The organism is uncultured Jannaschia sp., from assembly GCF_947503795.1.
In the GTDB taxonomy this organism is placed as follows: domain Bacteria; phylum Pseudomonadota; class Alphaproteobacteria; order Rhodobacterales; family Rhodobacteraceae; genus Jannaschia.
Genome location: NZ_CANNEZ010000003.1, coordinates 370560 through 393682, shown reverse-complemented (window position 1 = coordinate 393682; position 23123 = coordinate 370560). Strand labels below are relative to the sequence as shown.

At 69.1% G+C, this 23123-nt stretch carries 23 protein-coding genes and 1 riboswitch; of the genes, 12 read left to right on the top strand and 11 right to left on the bottom strand.

The features are described from left to right. From Q0833_RS17345 to Q0833_RS17320, 6 genes are all read right to left on the bottom strand, one after another. On the bottom strand, positions 1-1104 hold the full coding sequence (locus Q0833_RS17345; protein ID WP_298438045.1) for a peptidoglycan DD-metalloendopeptidase family protein: 1104 nt from the start codon (positions 1102-1104) through the stop codon (positions 1-3). Next, complete coding sequence (gene gpmI, locus Q0833_RS17340; protein WP_298438042.1) at positions 1104-2615, bottom strand: 2,3-bisphosphoglycerate-independent phosphoglycerate mutase; 1512 nt, start codon at positions 2613-2615, stop codon at positions 1104-1106. The genes Q0833_RS17345 and gpmI overlap by 1 nt, the downstream gene beginning before the upstream one ends. 47 nt (positions 2616-2662) lie before the next feature. Beyond that, positions 2663-3127 carry a 23S rRNA (pseudouridine(1915)-N(3))-methyltransferase RlmH gene (gene rlmH / locus Q0833_RS17335; protein ID WP_298438039.1) on the bottom strand — a complete coding sequence of 155 codons (465 nt, stop codon included), beginning with the start codon at positions 3125-3127 and terminating at the stop codon, positions 2663-2665. After that, a complete protein-coding gene (rsfS, locus tag Q0833_RS17330; RefSeq protein ID WP_298438036.1) occupies positions 3128-3568 on the bottom strand; it encodes a ribosome silencing factor in 441 nt (146 codons plus the stop codon). 118 nt (positions 3569-3686) lie between these two features. Continuing rightward, a complete protein-coding gene (locus Q0833_RS17325; protein WP_298438032.1) occupies positions 3687-5045 on the bottom strand; it encodes an amidase in 1359 nt (452 codons plus the stop codon). After that, positions 5032-6297 (bottom strand): mechanosensitive ion channel domain-containing protein, encoded by a 1266-nt coding sequence (locus tag Q0833_RS17320; RefSeq protein ID WP_298438368.1) that lies wholly within the window; start codon positions 6295-6297, stop codon positions 5032-5034. Before Q0833_RS17320 ends, Q0833_RS17325 begins: the two co-directional genes overlap by 14 nt. Before the next feature lie 369 nt (positions 6298-6666). Between Q0833_RS17320 and leuC the strand changes: the two genes are divergently transcribed. After that, positions 6667-8073, top strand: coding sequence for a 3-isopropylmalate dehydratase large subunit (leuC, locus tag Q0833_RS17315; RefSeq protein ID WP_298438029.1), 1407 nt, complete (start codon positions 6667-6669; stop codon positions 8071-8073). A 36-nt stretch (positions 8074-8109) separates the two neighbouring features. On the opposite strand, the gene Q0833_RS17310 is transcribed toward leuC, so the two are convergent. Both Q0833_RS17310 and secA read right to left on the bottom strand, forming a co-directional pair. Continuing rightward, positions 8110-9144 (bottom strand): hypothetical protein, encoded by a 1035-nt coding sequence (locus tag Q0833_RS17310; RefSeq protein ID WP_298438026.1) that lies wholly within the window; start codon positions 9142-9144, stop codon positions 8110-8112. A gap of 110 nt (positions 9145-9254) precedes the next feature. After that, positions 9255-11966, bottom strand: coding sequence for a preprotein translocase subunit SecA (secA, locus tag Q0833_RS17305; protein ID WP_298438023.1), 2712 nt, complete (start codon positions 11964-11966; stop codon positions 9255-9257). Between the two features lie 178 nt (positions 11967-12144). Here secA and Q0833_RS17300 point away from each other — a divergent pair, with 178 nt between their 5' ends. The 4 genes from Q0833_RS17300 (at position 12145) to Q0833_RS17285 (ending at position 14975) form a co-directional block, all read left to right on the top strand. Continuing rightward, the gene (locus tag Q0833_RS17300) at positions 12145-12975 is read left to right on the top strand and encodes a peptidylprolyl isomerase (RefSeq protein WP_298438020.1); all 831 of its coding nucleotides are present in this window, start codon (positions 12145-12147) and stop codon (positions 12973-12975) included. 5 nt (positions 12976-12980) lie between these two features. Further along, the gene (gene argJ, locus Q0833_RS17295; RefSeq protein WP_298438017.1) at positions 12981-14315 is read left to right on the top strand and encodes a bifunctional glutamate N-acetyltransferase/amino-acid acetyltransferase ArgJ; all 1335 of its coding nucleotides are present in this window, start codon (positions 12981-12983) and stop codon (positions 14313-14315) included. 5 nt (positions 14316-14320) lie between these two features. Continuing rightward, positions 14321-14719 carry a (deoxy)nucleoside triphosphate pyrophosphohydrolase gene (locus tag Q0833_RS17290; protein WP_298438014.1) on the top strand — a complete coding sequence of 133 codons (399 nt, stop codon included), beginning with the start codon at positions 14321-14323 and terminating at the stop codon, positions 14717-14719. A 133-nt stretch (positions 14720-14852) separates the two neighbouring features. Continuing rightward, positions 14853-14975, top strand: coding sequence for a hypothetical protein (locus Q0833_RS17285; RefSeq protein WP_298438011.1), 123 nt, complete (start codon positions 14853-14855; stop codon positions 14973-14975). 35 nt (positions 14976-15010) lie between these two features. On the opposite strand, the gene hemH is transcribed toward Q0833_RS17285, so the two are convergent. Further along, complete coding sequence (gene hemH / locus Q0833_RS17280) at positions 15011-16057, bottom strand: ferrochelatase (protein WP_298438007.1); 1047 nt, start codon at positions 16055-16057, stop codon at positions 15011-15013. Between the two features lie 5 nt (positions 16058-16062). Then, positions 16063-16878 carry a methyltransferase domain-containing protein gene (locus tag Q0833_RS17275; RefSeq protein WP_298438004.1) on the bottom strand — a complete coding sequence of 272 codons (816 nt, stop codon included), beginning with the start codon at positions 16876-16878 and terminating at the stop codon, positions 16063-16065. 38 nt (positions 16879-16916) lie between these two features. Here Q0833_RS17275 and Q0833_RS17270 point away from each other — a divergent pair, with 38 nt between their 5' ends. The 7 genes from Q0833_RS17270 (at position 16917) to Q0833_RS17240 (ending at position 22660) form a co-directional block, all read left to right on the top strand. Continuing rightward, positions 16917-17639: a ComF family protein gene (locus Q0833_RS17270; RefSeq protein WP_298438001.1), complete on the top strand. Its 723-nt coding sequence runs from the start codon at positions 16917-16919 to the stop codon at positions 17637-17639. Positions 17640-17681: 42 nt separating this feature from the next. Next, the gene (gene grxC, locus Q0833_RS17265; protein ID WP_298437998.1) at positions 17682-17942 is read left to right on the top strand and encodes a glutaredoxin 3; all 261 of its coding nucleotides are present in this window, start codon (positions 17682-17684) and stop codon (positions 17940-17942) included. Beyond that, positions 17939-18769, top strand: coding sequence for a carbon-nitrogen hydrolase family protein (locus tag Q0833_RS17260; protein ID WP_298437995.1), 831 nt, complete (start codon positions 17939-17941; stop codon positions 18767-18769). Before grxC ends, Q0833_RS17260 begins: the two co-directional genes overlap by 4 nt. Beyond that, positions 18766-19230: a MarR family transcriptional regulator gene (locus Q0833_RS17255; RefSeq protein ID WP_298437992.1), complete on the top strand. Its 465-nt coding sequence runs from the start codon at positions 18766-18768 to the stop codon at positions 19228-19230. The genes Q0833_RS17260 and Q0833_RS17255 overlap by 4 nt, the downstream gene beginning before the upstream one ends. Positions 19231-19343: 113 nt before the next feature. Continuing rightward, a riboswitch (TPP riboswitch) is annotated at positions 19344-19444 on the top strand. 30 nt (positions 19445-19474) lie between these two features. After that, the gene (locus Q0833_RS17250; RefSeq protein ID WP_298437989.1) at positions 19475-20446 is read left to right on the top strand and encodes a thiamine ABC transporter substrate binding subunit; all 972 of its coding nucleotides are present in this window, start codon (positions 19475-19477) and stop codon (positions 20444-20446) included. 35 nt (positions 20447-20481) lie between these two features. After that, positions 20482-21975 (top strand): thiamine/thiamine pyrophosphate ABC transporter permease ThiP, encoded by a 1494-nt coding sequence (locus Q0833_RS17245; RefSeq protein WP_367274987.1) that lies wholly within the window; start codon positions 20482-20484, stop codon positions 21973-21975. Continuing rightward, positions 21965-22660: an ATP-binding cassette domain-containing protein gene (locus tag Q0833_RS17240; protein WP_298437986.1), complete on the top strand. Its 696-nt coding sequence runs from the start codon at positions 21965-21967 to the stop codon at positions 22658-22660. Before Q0833_RS17245 ends, Q0833_RS17240 begins: the two co-directional genes overlap by 11 nt. Here Q0833_RS17240 and Q0833_RS17235 read toward each other — a convergent pair. Next, positions 22651-23109 (bottom strand): TspO/MBR family protein, encoded by a 459-nt coding sequence (locus Q0833_RS17235; protein WP_298437982.1) that lies wholly within the window; start codon positions 23107-23109, stop codon positions 22651-22653. The genes Q0833_RS17240 and Q0833_RS17235 overlap by 10 nt on opposite strands. Positions 23110-23123 lie beyond the last annotated feature (14 nt).

Sequence of the window (23123 nt, the reverse complement as noted above, 5' to 3'; positions counted from 1 at the left end):
CTACTCGTCTCTTTCCGTGGCGAACCACGCCGCCGGGTCAACGGGCCTTCCGGCCTCTCTCACTTCCACATAAAGCGTCTCTGGACGCGACGCACCCCCACCGGACAATGCGTCACGCAGGAAGTCCCCCGCGCTCGGCGATGCCCCGCCCATCAGGCCAAGCGGCGCGGATGCAGCGACGATCTCTCCGGCGCGACCATAAACCTCGGACAGACCGGCGAAAACAAGCAACGCGCCGGGACGGGGTTCGAGGATGATCACGTTCCCGTAATCCAGAAGCGGTCCGGCATAGCGGATCGTGCCCGCCGCGGGCGCAGTGACCAGCGCGCCCGCGGCCGTCGCGATCACGATGCCCGGGCGCACGATGCCCGCCGCATCCGGCTCGTCGAAGCGCCGCAACAGCGTGCCCGCCACCGGCCATGGCAGCGGCAACACCAGCGGTGCCGCGTCGGCGGGCGCCAGCGTACCCAGCCCGTCCGCGAAGGCCTGAAGCGTGTCCACGCGGCCCAGCAGATCCTCGACCCGCGCGGCATCCCCGGCGAAGCGTTCGGGAAGGGGCGTGCGATCCGTGATCGCCTCCGAGAGCGCCGCGCGCGCGTCCTGAACGCCCGAAAGGCCCCGGGACAGGCTGTCGACCGCCGCCTCCTCCAGCGCGCGAAGCTGCTGCAGTTCGGCCAGATCGGCACGCAGCGTGGCCGCTTCTCGGTTGAGCGCGGGCGTCACCTCGGCCAGCAGCATCGAGGATCGCGCCGTCCCCAGCGCGCCCGACGGATGCAAGAGGAGCAGCGGGCCGGGCGCCCGCTCGATCGTCTGGAGCGCGGTGATGAGACGGCCGATCTCGGCCTCGCGGGCGGCAAGGTCGGCACCCAGCGCGCGCTCCCGGATCGAAACCTGCCGGAGGCCGTCGCGAAGCGCGCTCAGCCCGTCCTCATAGGCGCGAACGACGCCGGTCAGCGCGGCAATGCGATCCCCCGCCCCGCGCGCCTCCTCCAGCGCGGCGGCGGCGCGGGACAGCTGCTCGGCGGCGGCACGCGCATCGCCCTGAGCGTCCTGCGCCGTCGCGGCCCCGGTCAGCGCCAGCCATAAGATCAACGCGCGGAGCATCAGCCGATGAGGCTCCGGCCCGTCATCTCCGCGGGCGGCTCGATGCCCATCAGCTCCAGTAGGGTCGGCGCGAGGTCGCCCAGGCGCCCGTCGCCGAGCGTGGCGCCCTCGGGCCCACCCCATAGGATGACGGGCACCGGGTTCAGCGTATGCGCGGTGTGGGGCTTGCCGGTCTCGGGATCGACCATCGTTTCGCAATTGCCGTGGTCGGCGCAGACGATCATCGCGCCATCCGTCCCCTCCAGCGCGTCGAGCACCGCCCCGAGCCCCGCATCCACCGCCTCGCAGGCGCGGGCCGCGGCGGCGAGATCGCCCGTGTGCCCGACCATGTCCGGGTTGGCGTAATTCACCACGATCAGGTCGTAGCCCTTGCCGATGGCTTCGACGAATGCCTCGGTCACGGCGGCGGCGGACATCTCGGGTTGCAGGTCGTAGGTCGCGACATCTGGCGATTTCGGCATGTGGCGGTCTTCACCGGGCTCGGGCGCCTCCTTGCCGCCGTTGAGAAAGAAGGTGACGTGCGGATACTTCTCGGTTTCGGCCAGGTGGAACTGCGTCAGACCCTTGGACGCGACCCAGTGGCCCAGCGTGTTGGGCACGGTCTGCTTGGGGAAGACGGTGGCCAGGTAGGCGTCATGCGCCTCGGAGTAATCGACCATCCCGAGCATGTGCAGCTTCGGCCGCGCGTTGGTCTCGAAGCCCTCGAACTCGGGATCGCCCAGCGCCGCGAGGATCTCGCGCGCGCGGTCGGCCCGGAAGTTCAGACAGAAGAGGCCGTCGCCATCGGACATCCCCTCGTAGTCGCCGAGAATCGTCGGCTGGATGAACTCGTCGCCCTCGTCGCGGTCGCGGGCGGCGGCGACGGCGGCAGCCGCGTCGGCCACATGCTCCCCTTCGCCCCAGACCATCGCGGCCCAGGCGCGCTGCACCCGGTCCCAGCGGTTGTCGCGATCCATCGCGAAATAGCGACCCGTCAGCGTGCCGATCGTCACGCCCTCGGGCAGTTCGGACGCCAGTCGGTCGACGAAGCCTTCCGCCGAGCGGGGCGCCACGTCGCGCCCGTCGGCAATCGCATGGAGGACGACCGGCACGCCGGCATCCGCCACGACGCGACAGGCATGGATCACGTGGTCGATATGCCCGTGCACGCCACCATCCGAGATGACGCCCATCAGGTGTGCGCGCCCGCCGCTTTCCGTGAGGCCGGCGAGCCAGTCGGTCAGCGCGGACTCGTCGCGGAAGCTCTCGGTCGCGATGGCGTGGTCGATCAGGCCCAGATCCATGCGCACGACCCGGCCCGCGCCGATATTCATGTGCCCGACCTCGGAATTTCCCATCTGGCCCTCTGGCAGGCCCACATCGGGGCCGAAGGTGGTCAGCGTCGCATTGGGACAGGTTGCCACGAGGCGATCGAAATTGGGGGTGTCGGCGACGTCGGGGGCGGATTGCTCGGGGCGGTCCGAGATGCCCCAGCCGTCGAGGATGCACAGGATGACGGGTTTCTTCGACATGGGCTCGGGCCTCCGCGCGGGGTTGCGCCGCCCGTTCTACGGCGCGCTCAGGCGCGATGGTAGGGCGAACCCGTGAGGATGCTGGCCGCGCGGTAGAGCTGTTCGGTCAGCATGACGCGCGCCAGCATATGCGGCCAGACCATCGACCCGAAGCTGAGCGTGACATCGGCCCGGTCCCGCAGCGCCGGCGTCAGCCCGTCCGCACCGCCGATTACGAAGGCCAGGTCGCGCGCGTCGTCGCGGGTCCGCCCGACCAGCGTGGCAAGATCGGGTGACGTCATCTGCCGCCCCCGCTCGTCCAGGGCGACCACGACCGCGCCCTCGGGCAGCGCCCGTTCGATCAGCGCCACCTCGGCGGCCTGACCCCCACCCTTCGCGTCGAGTTCCACGACCGACAGGGGCGGCAGGCCAAGCCCGCGCCCCGTCTTCGCGAAACGGTCGAGATAGTCGTCGATCATCGTCTTCTCGGGCCCCTTGCGCAGGCGCCCGACGGCGATCAGGTCGATCCGCACTCAGTTGGCGCGGGGGCCGTCGGCCGAAGGATCCTGCCACATCTTCTCGAGCTGGTAGAACTCGCGGACTTCGGGCCGGAAGATATGGACGATCACGTCGCCCGCATCGACCAGAACCCAGTCGCCCTGGGCCTTGCCTTCGATCTTGGGCGAGCGCCCGATCATGGGCTTGATGCGCTCGGCCAGCTTTTCGGACAGGGCCGTGACCTGCCGCGTCGAGCGACCCGAGCAGACCACCATGTGGTCGGCCACGGAGGATTTGCCGCGCAGGTCGATCTGCACGATCTCCTCGGCCTTGTCGTCGTCCAGCGATGTCAGGATGAGTGCCAGCAGGTCGTCGCTGGCTTGGGTGCCCTTGGGGGCGAGATCGGCCGCGCCGGCCGCAATGGTGTCAACAGACAGGTTCCGGTCCTCCGGGTATGTGAGCGGCCCTCGGGCCATGGGTCGAACGTAACACCCGGTTTGGCACCGGGCAACGGAAGCCCAGATGGGAAGCGACGTCCCGCCATTCAATTGGCATGAGGGCAACACCGCCTGGAATCAGTGTATTCGCAGTGAGTTACGCTACGTCAGGGACGGGCAGGTCGCGATGCCACATCTCGGCCAGCGCCAGCAGCGCGCCGTCCGAGCCACGCTGCCCGACCAGTTGAAGACCGCAGGGCAGACCGTCCACGGGCGCGGCCGGAAGCGACAGGGCGGGCAGACCGATCAGCGAGGCGGGCACGACGCTTTCCATCCATCGGTGGTAGCTGTCCATCCGGATCCCGGCGATTTCCTTCGGCCAATCGAGCGCGGCGTCAAAGGGCAGGCACTGGGTCGTGGGCATGGCCAGCGCGTCGATTTCCAGCGCCGCCATCCGGCGGGCCCAGTCCGAGGCGACGGCGCTGGCGGCATGGACCTCGGCGGCGCTCAGGCCCAAGCCGCGCTCGACTTCCCAGACGAGTTCGGGCTTCGACATCTCGGCGAAGCGCTCGGTCCAGAGCGGGCGCATTTTCTCGGCGATGGCCCAGCTTCGCAGCGTCGTCCACGCCGACCAGAGCCGATCCGCAGGGAACGGTGCGGCGATGTCCATGACGGCGTGATCGAGGTCCGCGAGGCCCCGTGCGGCGGCCTCGGCATGGGCGACGAGACCCGGCTCGCAGGGCCACGCCCCGCCCCAGGCGCCGACCCAGCCGATCCGCAAGGGACGCGGCGGCTCGGGGCGGAACGGACCGCACGCATGGGGATGCACCGGGTCATGCGGAGCCAATACGGACAGGATCAGCGCCAGATCGCGCGGGCTGCGCGCCATCGGGCCGTCAGTCGAGAGAGGATGCAGGAAGAGGTCGCCCTGCGGCGTGTTCGGCACCAGCCCGTAGGTCGGCCGCATCCCGTAGACACCGTTCCACGCGGCCGGGTTGCGCAGGCTGCCCATCATGTCAGACCCGTCGGCGGCGGCAAGCATCCGCGCCGCCAGCGCCGCACCCGCGCCGCCCGAGGAGCCGCCGGCGCTGCGGCTCGGATCCCACGGGTTGCGCGTCACGCCGTGAACGGGGTTGTAGCTGTGCGAGCCGAGGCCGAATTCCGGCGTGTTGGTCTTGCCGATGACGATGGCCCCCGCCGCCTTCAGCCGGGCGACCATCGGCGCGTCTTCGGCAGGCACGTGATCGGCGAAGGCGGGATGACCGTAGGTCGTGCGCAGCCCGCCCGTGTCGGCGAGGTCCTTGACCGCCCAGGGCAGCCCGGCCAGCGGGCCATCGCGCGGGACCGCGGCCTCGGACATCAATGCGTCGCGGTCGCGCAGCGAGACGATCGCGTTCAGCGCGGGGTTGCGCGCGTCGATCCGGTCGAGCGTCGCGGCCATGAGTTCCGAGGCCGACACCGTGCCGGACCGGAGGGCTGCGAGCTGCGCGGTGGCGTCCTCGTCAAGCAGGTCCATCGTCCGGTCCGATTGCGGCGGGCGCGCCGTCCGCGCCGTCGAGGATCTTCACTTCGCGCTGCGGGAACGGGATGCTGATGCCGTTGGCCTGGAATGCGTCCCAGAGCGCGAGATAGACGTTGCCCCGGATATTGGTCAGCCCCTCGGTCGGGTCGCTGATCCAGAAACGCAGGATGTAATCGACGCTGGAATCCCCGAAGCCCACGATGTGGCAGACCGGCGGGCGCAGCGACAGCACGCGCTTGGCGCCGGCCGCGGCCTCGATGGCGACCCGGCGGACCACATGGGGGTCGTCGCCGTAAGCCGTGCCGAAGAAGATATCGAGCCGCACGAAGCTGTTGGAATGGGACCAGTTGACCACCTGCCCGGTGATGAGATCCTCGTTCGGGATCAGGTACTCCTTGCCGTCCCGCGTCGTGATCGAGACGTAGCGCGCGGTCAGCGTCGTGACCCAGCCGAAGGTCTCGCCCAGCGAGATGACGTCGCCGGGCTTGATCGACTTGTCCAGGAGGATGATGACCCCCGAGACGAGGTTCGAGACGACCTTCTGAAGACCGAAGCCGAGGCCGACGCCGATCGCGCCCGACAGGACCGCGAGGCCGGTGAGGTCGAAGCCGACCGCCTTCAGGCCGATGAAGAACGCGCCCGCATAAAGGACGGTCTGCAGCATCTTCACCACGAGGACGCGCATCGAGGGGCTGATATCCTCGTTGCGCTGGATGCGGGCGGCGGTGGTCTGGCTGACGAAGCGGGCCACGAAGAACAGCACGCCGATGACGACGATGGCCGTCAGGATGCCGAGGACGGAGAGCCGCACCTCGCCGAATTCGAGCGCGAGGAGGTCCAGTGCCTCGCGCGCCTCGTCCCAGATCCCGAGATAGAAGAGCGTGACGTAGATCCAGAGGCCCCAACTGACGATCTTGCGCAGGAACGGGTTGCGGATCAGGCGCGCGATGAAGCTGACCACCATCCAGGCCGTGCCGATCGTCGCCGCCAGCCCCACGAGGTAGCTTCGCGAGGGCCATGTCAGCTCCTGCATCAGCAGGTAGGTCACCCAGGCCAGCACCGCGAAGAAGATCAGGCCAAGCCGGTTGCGCAGGATGACGAGCGAGCGCAGTTGCCATTTCGGGCGCCCCGTCTGGCCGCGCATCCAGCGGGTCATCACCTCGGCCACGACGCGGCGGAGCAGGTAGGCCGCCGCGACCAGACCGAGGACGATCAGAACCTGCCACAGACGCCAGCCCGGCTGCATCAGGCCGTCGAGATAGCTCTCGGCCTGTTGCCAGATGGTGAGAACCTCGCTCTGGAGCGGGATCGCGAATTCGCCGTCTTCGTCCATCAGGCCCCATCTCGACGCGTCCGCGTCACTCTGGGGCGCGGCACGCGGCGGCACAAGTCCGACGCATCGCCTTGCCACGCGCGGGGGGCGTGCGTATTCATCGCCGCGATGACACGCGTCCACAGCCTATCCGACCATGCCTTTCTGCCCTGGCGGTTCTTCGGACGCGCGCGCGGGGTGACGGCCCGCGGCTGAGACCGGACTTCCCTGCCCCCGGACCCGCCGCCCGACGCGCGGACCCGATCGAACCGACCGACACGCATAGACACGAGGGACGCCGCCATGACCGGCAAGACGCTCTACGACAAGATCTGGGATGCCCATCTCGCCCACGAGGCCGAGGACGGCACCTGCCTTCTCTATATCGACCGCCACCTCGTCCACGAGGTCACCAGCCCTCAGGCCTTCGAAGGGCTGCGCCTGGCCGGGCGCAAGGTGCATGCGCCCGACAAGACCATCGCGGTGCCCGACCACAACGTGCCGACGACCGCGGGCCGCGAAGACCCCAAGAACATGACCGAGGACAGCGCCATCCAGGTGGCCGCACTCGACAAGAACGCGCGTGACTTCGGGATCCATTACTACCCCGTCTCGGACGTGCGGCAGGGAATCGTGCACATCGTCGGCCCCGAGCAGGGATGGACCCTGCCCGGCATGACCGTCGTCTGCGGCGACAGTCACACCGCCACCCATGGCGCGTTCGGCGCATTGGCCCACGGCATCGGCACCTCCGAGGTCGAGCATGTGCTGGCCACCCAGACGCTGATCCAGCGCAAGGCCAAGAACATGAAGGTCGAGATCACGGGCCAGCTGCGCCCCGGCGTCACGGCCAAGGACATCACGCTCTCGGTGATCGGCAAGACCGGCACCGCGGGCGGCACCGGCTACGTCATCGAATATTGTGGTGAAGCGATCCGCGCGCTGTCGATGGAAGGCCGCATGACGGTTTGCAACATGGCGATCGAGGGCGGCGCGCGCGCGGGCCTTATCGCGCCGGACCAGACGACATTCGATTACTGCATGGGTCGGCCCCACGCGCCCAAGGGCGCGCAGTGGGACGCCGCGATGAACTGGTGGACCACGCTTCACTCCGACGATGACGCCCATTGGGACAAGGTCGTCACCATCGCGGGCGAGGATATCGCACCGGTCGTCACCTGGGGCACTTCGCCCGAGGACGTGCTGCCGATCACCGCCGCCGTGCCCGACCCTTCGGATTTCGCGGGCGGCAAGGTCGATGCGGCCAAGCGATCGCTGGACTACATGGGCCTGACACCCGGCACGCCGCTGGCCGAGGTGCCCATCGACACCGTCTTCATCGGGTCGTGCACCAATGGCCGGATCGAGGATCTGCGCGCCGCCGCCGCGATCCTCAAGGGCAAGCGGATCAAGGATGGGATGCGCGCGATGGTCGTGCCCGGCTCAGGCCTCGTGCGCGCGCAGGCCGAAGAAGAGGGTCTGGCGCAGGTCTTCATCGATGCCGGGTTCGAGTGGCGGCTCGCCGGTTGTTCCATGTGCCTCGCGATGAACCCCGACCAGCTCGCGCCCGGCGAGCGCTGTGCCGCGACGTCGAACCGCAATTTCGAGGGGCGTCAGGGCAAGGGGGGGCGCACCCACCTGATGTCGCCGGCCATGGCCGCTGCCGCTGCCGTCACGGGCCGCTTGACGGATGTCCGCGAGATGATGTGAGGGACCGGTCGCGGCGGATGCGCCGCGACCGTCATCTCAGTTCGACGCCAGCGCGACGGGGGCCGGAAGGTCCCCGAGGATCACCAGATCGCCGACCGCATCGCAGCCGGGCACCGCAAAAGTGAGCGGGTGCATCTCGGCCGCGACGCCGGGTGCGGTCTGGATCGTGGCCGCGACCACCTCGGTTCCGCAATTGGCCTCGGTCACCGGCACCTCGATGGCGACGGCGACGGCCTTCTCGGCGGGGCTCGTATAGATCAGCGCCATCCGCGCGTCGTCGAGCGCGGGATCGCCCAGAGCGGTTAGGAAGCCACCGTTGCCCGCAAGCGTGCGCGCAATGGTGTGCGGCGTCGCAGGCGAGACATGACCTGGATCGCCGTAATCGGCTTCGCCCTCAAAGGCATGCAGTTCCAGCCCCGCCGCCTGCTCCCAGACGAGGGCGGCGCGGCGGTAGCTGCCGAGGTCGCGCGCTTCGGTCAGGGCGGTTACCGGATCGCGATCCGCGATGCTCACGGCGACGACGGGCGCCGGCGACAGGGCCGGCATGTCGAGCGCGGCCCGGCCCTCCGCGTCCAGCGCGATGGCCACATGGAGATCACCCTGCACGATATCGGCCCGCTGGCCCGCGTCGCAGGGCGCGGAGATCACGACCGAGACCATCGCGGCGGCGAGCGGTTCCGCGTCCAGCGTCACCGCGCAATCGACGGCGGCCGACTGGACCGGCTCGACGGCGCTGATCGGGCGAATGGGCGCTGCGGCGAGGCTGGTGGACGCAGGACCGCGGGGCAGCGCGGGCAGCGCGGCGGGGGCGACTTCGGCCAAGGCCCGGCCGCCGGTCACGAGCGCCGGGGGCTGTGCCTTCTCGGCGGCGGGGCCCGGACGTTCGCCGCCGCCGATGAATTGCATCGTGATCGCGACCGCCGCTCCCGCGAGGATCACGCCCGCAGCCGCCAGACGCACGGGGCTCTGGTTGCGAACGCGGTCGAGGGCGGTGGCGGCCAGAAGGGCGGCGCGGGCGCGGCCGTTGGGCGCATCGGATCCGGGCATCTGGTCAGGCGTGGTCTCGGTCATCGCGGCGATCCTCGGGAAACGGTTCGTTTCCTCAGTGATGCCGCTCAATTCGGGCGGAACTTGGGTCCGCGCCTGCCGCCTTTCGGGCGTTTTCCGTCAAATCGACCGCGTCAGAAGGCGCCGTGGCAATGCTTGAACTTCTTGCCGGATCCGCAGGGGCAGGGCTCGTTGCGACCCGGATCGCCCCAGGTCGAGGGGTCGTCCTCGACGAAGCCGGGGGCCGCTCCGGCCGCGGCGGCGGCTGGTTCTGTCACGGGCTGCGGCTGGGCGGCGGCCACGGCCTCCTGCTGCTGGCGCTGCTGCGCGATGAGCTGCTCCATCATCGCCTTCCGTTCGTCCTCCGAAAGCGGCCGGATCTGCGCCAGCTTCTTCGTCACCTCCACCCGAAGGCTGTCGAGCATGGATTCGAAGAGCTGAAAGCCCTCTGTCTTGTACTCGTTGAGGGGATCGCGCTGGGCGTAGCCCCGGAAGCCCACGACCGAGCGCAGATGCTCCAGTGTCAGGAGATGTTCGCGCCACTTGGCGTCGATCGTCTGGAGCAGCACCTGCTTCTCGATCGACCGCATCTGCTCGGGGCCGAACGCATCGGCCTTCTCGGTCATCAGCGCGTCTGTCGCGTCATACAGCCGTTCGCGCACCACCTCCTGGTCGACGCCGTCCTCGTCGGCCCATTCGGCGACGGGCACGTCGACGCCCAGCATCTCGCGCGCGGCCGCAGCCAGCCCCGCGCCGTCCCACTGGTCGGCATAGGTCTTGGGCGGCAGGTACTGGTCCACGAGGTCGTCCACGACCTGATGGCGCATATCCTGCGCAATCTCGCCGATCTCCTCGGCTTCCATGATCTCGAGGCGCTGCTCGAACACGGCCTTGCGCTGGTCGTTCATCACGTCGTCGAATTTCAGGAGCTGTTTGCGGATGTCGAAATTGCGCCCCTCGACCTTGGCCTGCGCGCGCTCCAGCGACTTGTTCACCCACGGGTGGATGATCGCCTCGCCCTCCTTCATGCCCAGCGTGTTGAGCACCTTCTCCAGCCGCTCGGACCCGAAGATCCGCATCAGGTCGTCGTCGAGCGACAGGAAGAACACCGACCGCCCCGGATCGCCCTGCCGGCCCGACCGGCCGCGCAGCTGGTTGTCGATGCGCCGGCTCTCGTGGCGTTCGGTCGCCAGCACGAAGAGACCGCCCGCCGCCTTGACGCGATCCTCCTCGCCCGCGTGATCGGCTTCGATCCGGGCGCGGATGGCGTCGGGGTCGGCCTCGGGGTCGGCGGCGATGGCCTCCATCACCTTGAACTCGACATTGCCACCCAGTTTGATGTCGGTGCCGCGCCCCGCCATGTTCGTCGCGATCGTCACGGCGCCGGGCTTGCCCGCATCGGCGACGATCTGCGCCTCCTGCTCGTGCTGGCGCGCGTTGAGGACGTTGTGCGGAATGCCCGCCGCGGTCAGCAGGCCGGACAGCATCTCGGACTTCTCGATCGAGGTCGTGCCGACGAGCACGGGCTGGCCGGTCTCGTGGGCGGCCTTGATCTCGGCGGTGATGGCGTCGAACTTCTCCTGCGCGGTGCGGTAGACCTGGTCGTGCTCGTCAGCGCGGGCGATCGGTTTGTTGGTCGGGACCTCGACCACGCCGAGGCCGTAGATCGAGGCGAATTCCTCGGCTTCGGTCGCCGCCGTGCCGGTCATGCCGGCCAGCTTGGAATAGAGCCGGAAGTAGTTCTGGAACGTCACGCTGGCGAGGGTCACGTTCTCGGGCTGGATGGAGACGCCCTCCTTGGCCTCGATGGCCTGGTGCAGCCCGTCCGAAAGGCGACGTCCGGGCATCATGCGGCCCGTGAATTCATCGACCAGAACGACGTCGGCGTTGCGCACGATGTAGTGCTGATCCTTCTGGAAGAGCTTGTGGGCCCGCAGGCCCTGATTGACGTGGTGGACGATGGTGGTCGATTCCGGATCGTAGAGCGACTGCCCCTCGGGGAGGATGCCCTCGGTCAGCAGAAGCTCCTCGAGGAACTCGTTGCCTTCGTCGGTGAAGGTCACGCTCCGCTGCTTTTCGTCGAGCGTGAAATGCTCCTCGGTGATTCGCGGGATCAGCGTGTCGATCCGGGTGTAGAGATCGGAGCGGTCCTCGGACGGGCCAGAGATGATGAGCGGGGTGCGCGCCTCGTCGATCAGGATCGAATCCACCTCGTCGACGATCGCGAAGTTGTGGCCGCGCTGCGCCATCTCCTTGCGCGACGACCGCATGTTGTCGCGCAGGTAGTCGAAGCCCAGCTCGTTGTTGGTCGCGTAGGTCACGTCGGCGGCATAGCCCTCGCGCTTTTCCTCGTCGGTCTGGCCGGGCACCACGACGCCCGTCGTCAGGCCCAGCGCGTCGAACACCTTGCCCATCCATTCCGCGTCGCGCCGGACGAGGTAATCGTTGACGGTCACGATGTGGACGCCCTGCCCCGACAACGCATTCAGATAGGCCGGGAAGGTCGCCACGAGGGTCTTGCCCTCGCCCGTCTTCATCTCGGCGATATTGCCTTCGTGCAGGAAAATCCCGCCCAGAAGCTGCGTGTCGAAGGCCCGGAGGCCCAGCGCACGGCGCGCCGCCTCGCGGCAATTGGCGAAGGCTTCGGGCAGCAGCGCGTCGAGCGGCTCGCCGGCCTGCGCCCGCGCGGTCAGGGCGGCGGTCCGCTCCTTGATGCCCTCGTCTGAGAGCGCCTCGAACTCGGGCTCGAGCGCGTTGATGGCGGTGACGGTCTTCAACGTCGCCTTGACCTTGCGGTCGTTCGGCGTGCCGAAGACCTTCTTCGCAATTCCACCCAGTCCCAGCATGTTCGTCCTGTCCTCGCGCCCTTGCCGATGCGGAACAGGCCCCATATCAGACAGGGGAAACCGATGGGCGGGCGCGGTAAAATAAGCCTCGACCGCACTTAAGACCCGGCCCATCGGGTGTCAACGAACGCCCCCCGACGCCATGACGAATGGCCTTGGACGCGACCTGAAAGGACCGATGATGACCCGACTGCTGACCGGGGCCGCGCTGGCCCTCGTGCTGACCGCCCCCGCCATGGCGCAGGATGCCGACACCGTGCTGGCCACCGTGGGCGAAACCGAGATCACGCTCGGCCACCTGATCGCCATGCGCGAACGGCTGCCGCAGCAATACCAGCAGCTGCCCGATCAGGCGCTCTATGACGGGATGCTGGAGCAGCTCATCCAGCAGCAGGTGCTGGCCGACGCCGCGCGCGCCGACCTCAGCCGCGCCAACGAGATCGGGCTCGAGAACGAGGCGCGCGCCTTCCTCGCCGGTCGCGTGATCGACGCGGCCGCGGCCGTCACCAACACCGATGCCGAGATCCAGGCCGCCTACGATGCCGAGTACGGCGCGACCGAGCCCGAACCCGAATTCAACGCCAGCCACATCCTCGTGGAGACCGAGGCCGAGGCGCAGGCCCTCGTGGCCGAGCTGGAGGGCGGCGCCGATTTCGCCGAGCTCGCCCGCGAGCACAGCACCGGCCCCTCGGGTCCGAACGGCGGCGAACTGGGCTGGTTCGGCCTCGGGATGATGGTGCCGGAATTCGAGACGGCGGTCGTCGACCTAGCGCCGGGCGACCTGGGCGGCCCCGTTCAGACCAGCTTCGGCTGGCACGTCATCAAGCTCAACGAGACCCGCCAGAAGGCCGCGCCGCCCCTCGAGGAGGTGCGCGCCGAGCTCGAGCAGGCGGTCACCACCCAGAAAGTCGATGCCGCAATCGCCGAGATCACCGAGAGCGCCGCGATCGAGCGGATGGAGGTCGAGCTGGACCCGGCCCTGATCCGCGACACCGATCTGTTGGAGTAAGCCGCATGGGCAAGGTCGATAGGAAGACGAAGGCCCTCAAGAAGAAGGTCCGCAAGCTCAAGGCGCGGGTGGCCGACCTCGAGGCGGCGGCGACGGCCCCGAAAGGGCCGCTCGTCTCGCCGCTGGCGCCCGCGTTTCCCGACCTGCCCGCCATCGACGGTATCCGCTTCGCGACCGCGCAGGCGGGCATCAAGACCCAGGGCCGCACCGACGTGATGCTGGCCGAGATCGCGCCGGGTGCGTCGGTCGCGGGCGTCTTCACGACGTCGGCCACCCGATCGGCCGCGGTGCGCGACTGCCAGGCGAAACTGGACGCACGCGCCGCCTCGGGCGGCTGGGCGATACTGGTGAACTCGGGCAATGCCAACGCCTTCACCGGGGCGGCCGGAACAGAGTCGGTCAACGCGATCTGCCAGGCCGCGAGCCAAGCGCTCGGCCTTCCCGCCAGCCGGGTGCTGACCGCCTCGACGGGCGTGATCGGCCAGCCTTTGCCCCATGACCGCGTGACCGCCGTGCTCGACCGGTTGACCGCGACGCTGGACGCGGACGGCATGGCGACCGCGGCCCGCGCGATCATGACGACCGACACCTTCCCCAAGGGCTGCGTCCGGGTGGCCGAGATCGGCGGCGTTCCGGTCACGGTGGCCGGGATCGCCAAGGGGTCGGGCATGATCGCGCCCGACATGGCGACGATGCTGTCTTACGTGTTCACCGATGCGACTATCTCGGACCGGGCGTTGCAGACCATGGTCCGCGACCTGACCAAGACGACCTTCAACGCGATCACAGTCGACAGCGACACCTCGACCTCCGACAGCCTCGTGGTCGCGGCGACCAACGCCGCCCCCCACGCGGAGATCAAGTCCGCCCGCAGCGACGAGGGCACCGCCTTCCGCGCCGTGCTGGCCGAGGTGCTGCGCGATCTCGCGCTGCAGATCGTGATGGACGGCGAGGGGGCGACCAAGCTGGTCGAGGTGCATGTCACCGGCGCGTCCAATGCACTGGATGCCCGCCGCGTCGCCTCCGCCATCGCCAACAGCCCGCTCGTGAAGACGGCCATCGCGGGCGAGGATCCGAACTGGGGCCGCGTCGTCATGGCGGTGGGAAAGTCGGGCGCACGGGCCGATCGTGACCTGCTCCGCATCTCCTTCGGCGACATCCTCGTGGCCGAGAACGGGCAGCAGGCCGAGAGCTACACCGAGGATGCGGGTGCCGCCTACATGACGCGGGACCGGATCCTGCTGCATGTCGACCTCGGGCTAGGCGAGGCGGAGGACCGGATGTGGACCTGCGACATGACCTATCGCTACATCGAGATCAACGCCGACTACCGGTCCTGACGCGGGTGAAAACGGTCCTCGTCTCCGCCGTCGCATTGATCGACGTGGATGGGCGCGTGCTTCTGGCGCAGCGCCCGCCGGGCCGCGCGATGGCCGGGCTGTGGGAGTTTCCGGGCGGCAAGGTCGAGCCGGGCGAGACGCCCGAGGCCGCCCTCATTCGCGAACTGCACGAAGAGCTGGGGATCGACACCTGGGCGTCCTGCCTCGCGCCGCTGACCTTCGCGTCCCACGGTTATGACGACTTCCACCTGCTCATGCCGCTCTTTGCCTGCCGGAAGTGGGAGGGGCAGCCGACCCCGCGCGAGGGTCAGGTCCTGAAATGGGTCCGTCCGGGTGATCTGCGCGACTATCCCATGCCGGCGGCCGACATCCCGCTGATCCCGATCGTGCGCGATTGGCTCTGAGCTAAGCCACGGCTCGCGCGACAATACTTGTCGCGCCACCGGGCAGTTTCCAAAACGGGCAAGAATGTGGCTGACAGGGCCACATTCCGGACATATAAGTAGCGGGACATGAACGCGCTGGGGAGGCACGCGAATGCTCAGGACCGTAACCATCGGAAACCACCTGTCGATTCAGGGGATCTTCGTCCAGATGCTGACGGGCGGCCTCATGCAGGTGAAGGTCGGCAGCCGAATCTTTACCGGCCACCCCGTCTGATTCCGACGGTCTAGCGACCCGACGGCAGGGTCGCGTCAGACCCAGCCGCCCAGATTCTCCGCCACGATATCGGCCAGCGCGTCCATATGGGCGTCGTCGTCGTTGAGGCACGGGATGTAGAGGAAGTGCTCGCCGCCGGCCTCCTCGAAGCTCTCCTTGATCTCCTCGTTGATCTCCTCGAGCGTCTCGATGCAATCCGCCGAGAACGCGGGCGCGATGACGGCGATATTGGTCTTTCCGTCCTCTTCGGCCAGCCGCGCGACCTCCTCGACGGTATAGGGCTTCAGCCATTCCTCGGGGCCGAACTTCGACTGGAAGGTCGTCACGATCTCCGTCTTGTCCCAGCCCAGCCGCTCGCGCAGCAGGCGCGTCGTCTTCTGGCACTGGCAATGATACGGATCGCCCTCCATCAGGTAGCGTTTCGGCACGCCGTGATAGGAACAGACGAGGATATCGGGCTTCGGATCGGCCGTCGCGTAGGCCCGCTCGACCGATTTCGCCAGCGCGTCGATATAGCGCGGATCGTCGCTATAGGCGGGCACGGTGCGGACCGGCGGCTGCCACTTGAGCGTCATCAGCGACCGGAAGAACTGGTCGTTGGCCGTCGCCGTCGTCGCACCCGCATATTGCGGATAAAGCGGGAAAAAGACGATCTTGGTGCAGCCCGCGGCCTGCATCTGCTCGACCTTCGACTTGGTCGAGGGGTTGCCGTAGCGCATGCAGTAATCGACCACGACCTGATCCCCGAACCGCTCCTGCATCCGCTCGGCCATCTTGGCGGTCTGCGCCTTGGTGATGGTGGCCAGCGGGCTCTCGCCCTGCGCGTTGTTCCAGATCGACTTGTAGGCCGCGCCGGACGAGAAGGGCCGCTTGGTCAGGATGATCCCCTGCAACAACGGCTGCCAGAGCCAGGGCGAATAGTCGATCACGCGCCGATCCGACAAGAACTCGCCCAGGTAGCGGCGCATCGACCAGTAGTCGTAATTGTCCGGCGTCCCGAGATTGGCCAGAAGCACGCCGATCTTGCCCATCCGAACCTTGGGGTGATCGGCGGGCGCGTGCGGCAGGCTTGTGTCGGTCATCATGTTCATAAATCGTCCCCTCGGTATTCGGTCGTCCCCAGCGCATCCGCCAGACGGGCCTGCGCCGAACCGGGGCGCAGGGGCTTCGGTTGGTCCTCGGACGGGGCCCAGCCGGTCAGGAAGATCGTCTGGAACGTCGCGCGGATGCCATCCCCGTCGGGGAAGGCCTCCCTGTAGAGCCGGGCGGCTTCGCTGAAAAGGGCGCGCGGCGGCGGCACGCGGTGCCGGGCGGCCAGCGCGTTGGTCTCGCCCATGGCGCGCAGGTCGCGGGCGAGATGCGGCAGGTCGCGGTAGCGCACGGGCAGCGTCGTGAGATCGGCGACCGGCAAGGCAAGCCCCGCCCGTTGCAGAAGCGCACCCATGTCACGCACCTCGCCCATCGGTGCCACGCGGGGCGACAGGCCCCCGACGACGCGCGTCTCCGCCTCGCCCAGCGCGGCGCGCAACTCGTGCAGCGTATCGCCGCCCAGCGTCGCCACCATCAGAAGGCCGTCGGGTCGCAGCGCGCGGCGGCACTGGATCAACTGTCCGACCGGGTCATCCGCCCAGTGAAGCGCCATCGCGTGGATCACGAGGTCATGCGCAGCCGGCGCGAGGTCGAGCACCTCGGCATCCGGCACGATCCGCGCCCCCGGCCGGAAGTCCGACCAGAGCGCGGGCTGACCGGTCACGATCGCCGGCGCCGTAAACGTTCTGTTAACGTCTGCGAGTCTTTCCTCGATCTCGTCCATGGCCGCGTCGTGCAGGAACCACGCGGTCCCGTCCGCGCGGGCGCGGCGGGCCATCAGGGCGGCGGTGTCGGTCAGCGGCGCGCGGGGCATGACCGGGGACTTAGGCGATGACCGCGACATTGCAAAGCATGGGACATCGGGCCGCGGTCGCGCTGCGCGACGCGATCTGGCCCGTGACCTGCATGACCTGCGACACGCGCGTGCAGGCATCGGGCGGGCTCTGCCCAGACTGCTGGTCGGTCACGCCCTTCATCACCGGCGCCGCCTGCGACCTCTGCGGCGTACCCCTTCCGGGCGATGCGGACGGCCCGGCCCGATGCGACGATTGCCTGACGTTTGCTCGTCCCTGGGACGACGGGCGCGCGGCGCTCGTCTACGCGGGCGGCGGCCGGCGTATCGCGCTGGCCTTCAAGCATGGCGACCGCACCGACATGGCACCGGGGCTGGCCCGGTGGATGCATCGCGCCGCGCGCGACCTCGTGGATGCGGACACGCTCTTCGTGCCGGTGCCGCTGCATCGCTGGCGGCTTCTGCGACGGCGCTACAACCAGGCCGCGTTGCTGGCCGATGAACTGGCGCGGCTGAGCGACAGCACGGCGGCGCCGATGGCGCTGCGCCGCACGCGGCAGACCGCCGGGCAGGACCACCGGTCGGTCGCCGATCGGTTCGAGAACATGGCCGGGGCCATCGCTGTCGCGCCGGACGCGCAGATCGCGGGCCGTCATGTCGCGGTGGTCGACGACGTCCTGACCTCGGGGGCCACGATGGCCGCCTGCGCGGACGCGATCCGTGCTGCGGGTGCGAAGCGGGTGACGGCGCTGGTCCTTGCGCGCGTTGCGAAGGACCGCTGACGGCATATATGTCTGGGAAGACCCGATCCGAGGACAGCGCCCATGCAAACCGTCGAAGTATATACCCAGCCGCTCTGCGGTTTCTGCACTGCGGCGCTGCGTCTGCTGTCGAAGAAGGGCGCGCAGGTCATCGAGCACGACGTGTCCCGCCAACCCGAGAAGCGCGCCGAGATGATGCAGCGCGCGCAGGGGCGCCGCACCACGCCGCAGATCTTCGTCGGCGACACCCATGTCGGCGGCTGCGACGATCTTTACGCGCTCGAGGATGCGGGCAAGCTCGAACCGCTTCTCGCGGCGGGATGAGGGTTGGCCTCCTCCAGCTGAATGTCGGCGACGACCCGGCCGCGAACCTGACGACGACGCGCGCGCTCTTCGATGATGCTGTCGCACAGGGCGCCGAGTTCGTCCTGACGCCCGAGGTCACGAACTGCCTCTCTTTCGACCGCAGCTACCAGAGGGGCGTTCTGCGCCCCGAGCCGCAGGATCCCACGCTGGCGGGCCTTCGCGACGCGGCGCGAACACACGGGATCTGGGTCCTGATCGGCAGCCTTGCGCTCCGGACGGCGGACCCGGATGGCCGCTTCGCCAATCGCTCCTTCCTGATCGACCCCGAGGGACGGATCGCCGCGCGCTACGACAAGATCCACATGTTCGACGTCACCGTCAGCGAGGCCGAGATCTACCGCGAATCCGCAGGTTACCGTCCCGGTGGTCGCGCAACGCTCGCCCGGACGCCCTGGGGCGATCTGGGCATGACGATCTGCTACGACCTGCGCTTCCCGCAGCTCTACCGCCGGCTCGGCCAGGCCGGGGCCGACATGCTGGCGATCCCGGCGGCCTTCACGGCGACGACCGGCCGGGCGCATTGGGAGGTTCTGCTGCGGGCGCGCGCGATCGAAACGGGCGCCTTCGTTCTCGCTCCCGCCCAGACCGGGGCCCACGCGGTCACGGCCGAGCGCACCCTGCACACCCATGGCCATTCGATGATCGTCTCGCCCTGGGGCGAGATCGTGCTCGACGCGGGCACCGAGCCGGGGGCCTACGTGGCCGATATCGATCTCGGCGCGGTGGCGGCGACCCGCGCCCGCATTCCCTCGCTCACAGCCGAACCCGCTTGGAAGGGACCATGAGCGACGACGCCTCCTCCGCCGATCAGCTCGCGGTCGCGCTCTTTTCGGAGATGCTCACCGCCGATCAGCTGGTGCGCGCCCGCCTGAGCCGTGCGCTTCCGAAGGGCATGGAGCTGTCGCATTTCGCCGTTCTCAACCATCTCGCCCAGCACCCCGAGGAGCGGACCCCGACCGAGCTTGCCCGCACCTTCCACGTCACCCGCGGCGCGATGACCAATACGCTGGCCAAGCTCGAATGGGCCGGTCACGTGCATATCCGCCCCGACTGGGACGATGCCCGCCGCAAGCGCGTCGGCATCAGCTCGTCGGGCAAGGCCGCGCGCGAGGCGGCGCTGGCCGCGATCCGCCCGATCCTGACGCAGGCCGTCCGCGATGTCGGCGAAGACCGCACCCGCGCCGCGATCCCCGTCCTGCGCGAGATGCGGATCAAGTTCGCCGGCCCCGACGACGGCGGCGACTAACCGCACCGGACCGCCCCGACCCCTGGCCGGATCGACCTCGGGGGTCCGGGGCTGCCCCCCGCGCCCGACGCCGCACCGACCCTCTGGCCTCTGCCTGTGAGGTCGGCTATCCAGACCCCACCTCGGGGGGCCTGGCGACAGGCTGAGATGCGAAAGCGGACCCGTTGAACCTGAACCGGTTAAGACCGGCGGAGGGAAGGTGCGAGCTCTCGTCCCCGAACCCGTCCGGCCAGTGGAGAGAGACATGAAGACCATCCTCGCCCCGGCCCTGATCCTCGCAGCCGCGCCCGCATGGGCCGAGCCGCTGACGATCTATGCGCCCGATTACTTCGCCTCCGAATGGGGCCCCGGCCCCGCCATCCAGGCGGCCTTCCAAGAGACCTGCGCCTGCGAGATCGAATACGTGACAGGCGACGTGCTGCCGCGTCTCCGGCTCGAAGGCGCGCGCACCCGTGCCGACGTGGTGATCGGCCTCAATACCGACGATGCCGAGCGGGCGCGCGCGACCGAACTCTTCGCGCCGCACAATGTCGACATCTCGGACCTGACCATGCCGGTCGAATGGACCGACGCCACCTTCGTGCCCTTCAACTGGGGCCATACGGCCTTCGTCTACGACACGACGCGGACCGAGGCGCCGGCCAGCTTCCAGGCCCTGCTCGATGCGCCCGACGATCTCAGCATCGCGATACAGGATCCGCGCAGCTCGGTTTCGGGTCTCGCGCTCGCGCTCTGGATCACCTCGGTCTTCGGCGACGACGCCGAGGCTGCATGGGCCGCGCTCGCCCCCAAGATCACGACCGTGACGCAGGGCTGGTCGGAATCCTACGGCCTCTTCACCGAGGGCGAGGTGGACATGGTGCTGAGCTACACGACCTCGCCCGCCTATCACATCATCGCCGAAGACGACCTCACCAAGGCCGCGGCGATCTTCCCCGAGGGCCACTACGTCATGGTCGAAACGGCGGCGCAGGTGGCGACGACCGACCAGCCCGAACTGGCACAGGCGTTCCTCGACTTCATCCTGACGCCCGCCTTCCAGTCGATCATCCCGACCGGCAACTGGTCGATGCCCGCCAAGCTCGATCCCGCCGACTTGCCCGAAGGCTTCGCGACGCTGCCGATGCCCGAGACCGCGCTGATCTACGACGCGGCCGAGGCCGAAGCGCTGCGGGCCGGGGCCGTGGCCGCGTTCGAGGCCGGGCTGGGCCGCTGACCGGCCATCGCCTTGGCATCGCCGCCGCCGCGATCGTGGCGGCGGCGCTCCTTCTGCCGCTGGGCGCAGTCGCGTGGCGGGCCGAGGGCTGGGCGGGCCTGCGCGCCTCGGACTGGGCCGCGTTGCGCTTCACGCTGGCGCAAGCCGCGATCTCGGCCGCACTTTCGGTGCTGCTGGCGATCCCGGTGGCGCGCGCTCTGGCCCGCCGGGCCTTTCCGGGACGCGGAGCGGTGGTCCTCTTGCTGGGCGCGCCCTTCATCTTACCGGTGATCGTCGCCGTGCTGGGGCTCGTCGCCGTGTTCGGGAGGGCCGGCGTAGTGAACACGGGCCTCGGCTGGATCGGGGTGAACCCGGTCTCGATCTACGGGCCGCACGGCATCGTGCTGGCCCATGTCTTCTTCAACATGCCCCTCGCCACGCGCCTGATCCTTCAGGGCTGGCAGGCCGTCCCGGGCGAGCGGCTGCGGCTGGCCGCATCGCTCGGTTTCACGCCCGCCGACATGCTCCGGCGGATCGAGGTGCCGATGCTGCGGGCCGTGGTGCCCGGCATCTTCGTCGTCATCTTCCTGATCTGCACCACGTCCTTCGCCGTGGCGCTCGCCTTGGGCGGCGGGCCTCGCGCCACGACCGTCGAGCTGGCGATCTACCAGGCCTTCCGCTTCGATTTCGACCTCGGGCGCGCGGCGATCCTCGGGGCGCTTCAATTCGCGCTCGGTATCGCGGCGGCGATCCTGTCGCTGCGGCTCGCCCTGCCCTCGGGCTTCGGCGCGGGCCTCGACAGGGTGACGCCGCGCTGGGACGCTTCGACCGGTTCGCTCCGCATCCAGGACGGGGCGGCGATCGCGCTCGCCTGCCTGTTCCTCCTTCTGCCGATGGCGCTGGTGCTGGGCGAAGGCGTCTTCCACGTCGCCCGGCTGCCGGATATCGTCTGGTGGGCCGCGCTCAGATCACTCCTCATCGCAGTTGCGGCCGCGCTCCTTACGCTGGCGCTGGCGGTGCCGATGGCACTTGCGGCGACGGCCCCGCGCGGCGCGTGGATCGAGACGGTGGGCAACCTCTCGATCGCGGCCTCGCCCCTCGTCCTCGGGACAGGCCTCTACATTCTCCTGCTCCCGATCGCGAACCCGGTGGCACTCGCCCTGCCTGTGACCGCCGGGGTCAACGTTGTGCTGGCGCTGCCCTTCGCGCTTCGGGCGTTGATCCCGGCGGTCGGCGATCTCAGGCGCGACTACGGCCGGCTCTCGGCCTCGCTCGGGCTGACGGGGCTGACCTGGCTGCGACGGGTGGGGCTGCCGCGTCTGCGTCGACCGCTCGGCTTCGCGGGCGGGCTCACCGCGGCGCTGGCGGCGGGGGATCTCGGGGTGATCGCGCTCTTCTCCTCGCCCGATCGCGCGACGTTGCCGCTCGTGCTTTACCAGCTCATGGGAAGCTATCGCATCGAGGAGGCGAAGGCCGCGGCGGTGCTGCTCGTGGGCCTGTCACTGGGGCTCTTCTGGCTGTTCGAGAGGGGATCGCGCGATGCGACTTGACGATGTGCAACTCCGGCTCGGAGCGTTCGACCTCGCCGCCGACGTCACCTTCGAGACCGGCCGGATCACGGCGGTGATGGGTGCCAGCGGGTCGGGCAAGTCGACCCTGCTCGCGGCCATCGCCGGGTTCCTCGACCCCGCCGCCGGGCGCATCCTGATCGCGGATCGCGACATCACGAACCTGTCGCCGGGCGACCGCCCGCTCTCGATCCTGTTTCAGGACCAGAACCTCTTCCCGCATCTTACCGTCGCGCAGAATGTCGGGATGGGCCTGCGGCCCGACCTGCGCCTGTCACGCGATCAGATCGCGCGGCGCGACGCGGTGCTTGCGGATGTCGGTCTGGCGGGTTTCGGGGATCGCCGTCCGCGCGATCTCTCGGGCGGGCAGCAGGGGCGCGCAGCGCTGGCCCGCGCGCTGCTCCGCGATCGGCCGTGGCTTCTTCTCGACGAGCCCTTTGGCGCGCTCGGCCCTGCGCTGCGCCACGAGATGCTGGACCTTTTGGCCGAGACCGCTGCCGCGCGGGATATCTCGGTGCTGATGGTGACGCACGACCCGGACGATGCGCGCCGCATCGCGCAGCAGACGGCCGTGATCGCCGATGGCCGCGTCATCGCGCCCGCGGCAACCGACGCGCTGTTCGCGGCACCGACCCCCGAACTCCGGGCCTATCTGGGTCAGGCGTAGGTCGGGTTCCGACGCGCCACGGACGCGTTCAGCGCGCCGGCCACGGTCGTCCAGAGGATATAGGGCGCCACGATCCAGAACGAGACCGCGTCGAGCGACCAGAGCGACCAGAGAAGGCCCGCCACGGCCACCCAGAGCCCCGCGATTACCACGAGTGCGGCGCGCATCCGGCGCAGGCCGAAGAACACCGGCGTCCAGAGCGTGTTGAATGCGATCTGCATCGCCCAGAAGGCCATCGCGTATTGCGATCCTTCGAGCCCCGCGACCCGTGAGGCCGCCACGGCGAGTGCCACGTAGATATAGGTCCAGACGACGGGAAAGACCCAGTTCGGCGGCGTCCAGCCGGGTTTCGACAGGTCGTCATACCACGCGCCCGGCTGGAACATCGCGCCGGTCGCGGCAGCCGCCCCGCAGGCGGCGAGGAAAATCGGAAAGAGGGTCCAGTCCATCGGCGTCAGGTAGG

Bases quoted from the DNA above. Each gene is read 5' to 3' on its own strand.
- Q0833_RS17345 (WP_298438045.1), bottom strand. From the start codon at position 1,104: ATGCTCCGCGCGTTGATCTTATGGCTGGCGCTGACCGGGGCCGCGACG.
- gpmI (WP_298438042.1), bottom strand. From the start codon at position 2,615: ATGTCGAAGAAACCCGTCATCCTGTGCATCCTCGACGGCTGGGGCATC.
- rsfS (WP_298438036.1), bottom strand. From the start codon at position 3,568: ATGGCCCGAGGGCCGCTCACATACCCGGAGGACCGGAACCTGTCTGTT.
- Q0833_RS17325 (WP_298438032.1), bottom strand. From the start codon at position 5,045: ATGGACCTGCTTGACGAGGACGCCACCGCGCAGCTCGCAGCCCTCCGG.
- Q0833_RS17320 (WP_298438368.1), bottom strand. From the start codon at position 6,297: ATGCAGCCGGGCTGGCGTCTGTGGCAGGTTCTGATCGTCCTCGGTCTG.
- leuC (WP_298438029.1), top strand. From the start codon at position 6,667: ATGACCGGCAAGACGCTCTACGACAAGATCTGGGATGCCCATCTCGCC.
- Q0833_RS17310 (WP_298438026.1), bottom strand. From the start codon at position 9,144: ATGACCGAGACCACGCCTGACCAGATGCCCGGATCCGATGCGCCCAAC.
- secA (WP_298438023.1), bottom strand. From the start codon at position 11,966: ATGCTGGGACTGGGTGGAATTGCGAAGAAGGTCTTCGGCACGCCGAAC.
- Q0833_RS17300 (WP_298438020.1), top strand. From the start codon at position 12,145: ATGATGACCCGACTGCTGACCGGGGCCGCGCTGGCCCTCGTGCTGACC.
- argJ (WP_298438017.1), top strand. From the start codon at position 12,981: ATGGGCAAGGTCGATAGGAAGACGAAGGCCCTCAAGAAGAAGGTCCGC.
- Q0833_RS17285 (WP_298438011.1), top strand. From the start codon at position 14,853: ATGCTCAGGACCGTAACCATCGGAAACCACCTGTCGATTCAGGGGATC.
- hemH (WP_298438007.1), bottom strand. From the start codon at position 16,057: ATGACCGACACAAGCCTGCCGCACGCGCCCGCCGATCACCCCAAGGTT.
- Q0833_RS17275 (WP_298438004.1), bottom strand. From the start codon at position 16,878: ATGCCCCGCGCGCCGCTGACCGACACCGCCGCCCTGATGGCCCGCCGC.
- Q0833_RS17270 (WP_298438001.1), top strand. From the start codon at position 16,917: ATGGGACATCGGGCCGCGGTCGCGCTGCGCGACGCGATCTGGCCCGTG.
- grxC (WP_298437998.1), top strand. From the start codon at position 17,682: ATGCAAACCGTCGAAGTATATACCCAGCCGCTCTGCGGTTTCTGCACT.
- Q0833_RS17260 (WP_298437995.1), top strand. From the start codon at position 17,939: ATGAGGGTTGGCCTCCTCCAGCTGAATGTCGGCGACGACCCGGCCGCG.
- Q0833_RS17255 (WP_298437992.1), top strand. From the start codon at position 18,766: ATGAGCGACGACGCCTCCTCCGCCGATCAGCTCGCGGTCGCGCTCTTT.
- Q0833_RS17250 (WP_298437989.1), top strand. From the start codon at position 19,475: ATGAAGACCATCCTCGCCCCGGCCCTGATCCTCGCAGCCGCGCCCGCA.
- Q0833_RS17240 (WP_298437986.1), top strand. From the start codon at position 21,965: ATGCGACTTGACGATGTGCAACTCCGGCTCGGAGCGTTCGACCTCGCC.
- Q0833_RS17235 (WP_298437982.1), bottom strand. From the start codon at position 23,109: ATGGACTGGACCCTCTTTCCGATTTTCCTCGCCGCCTGCGGGGCGGCT.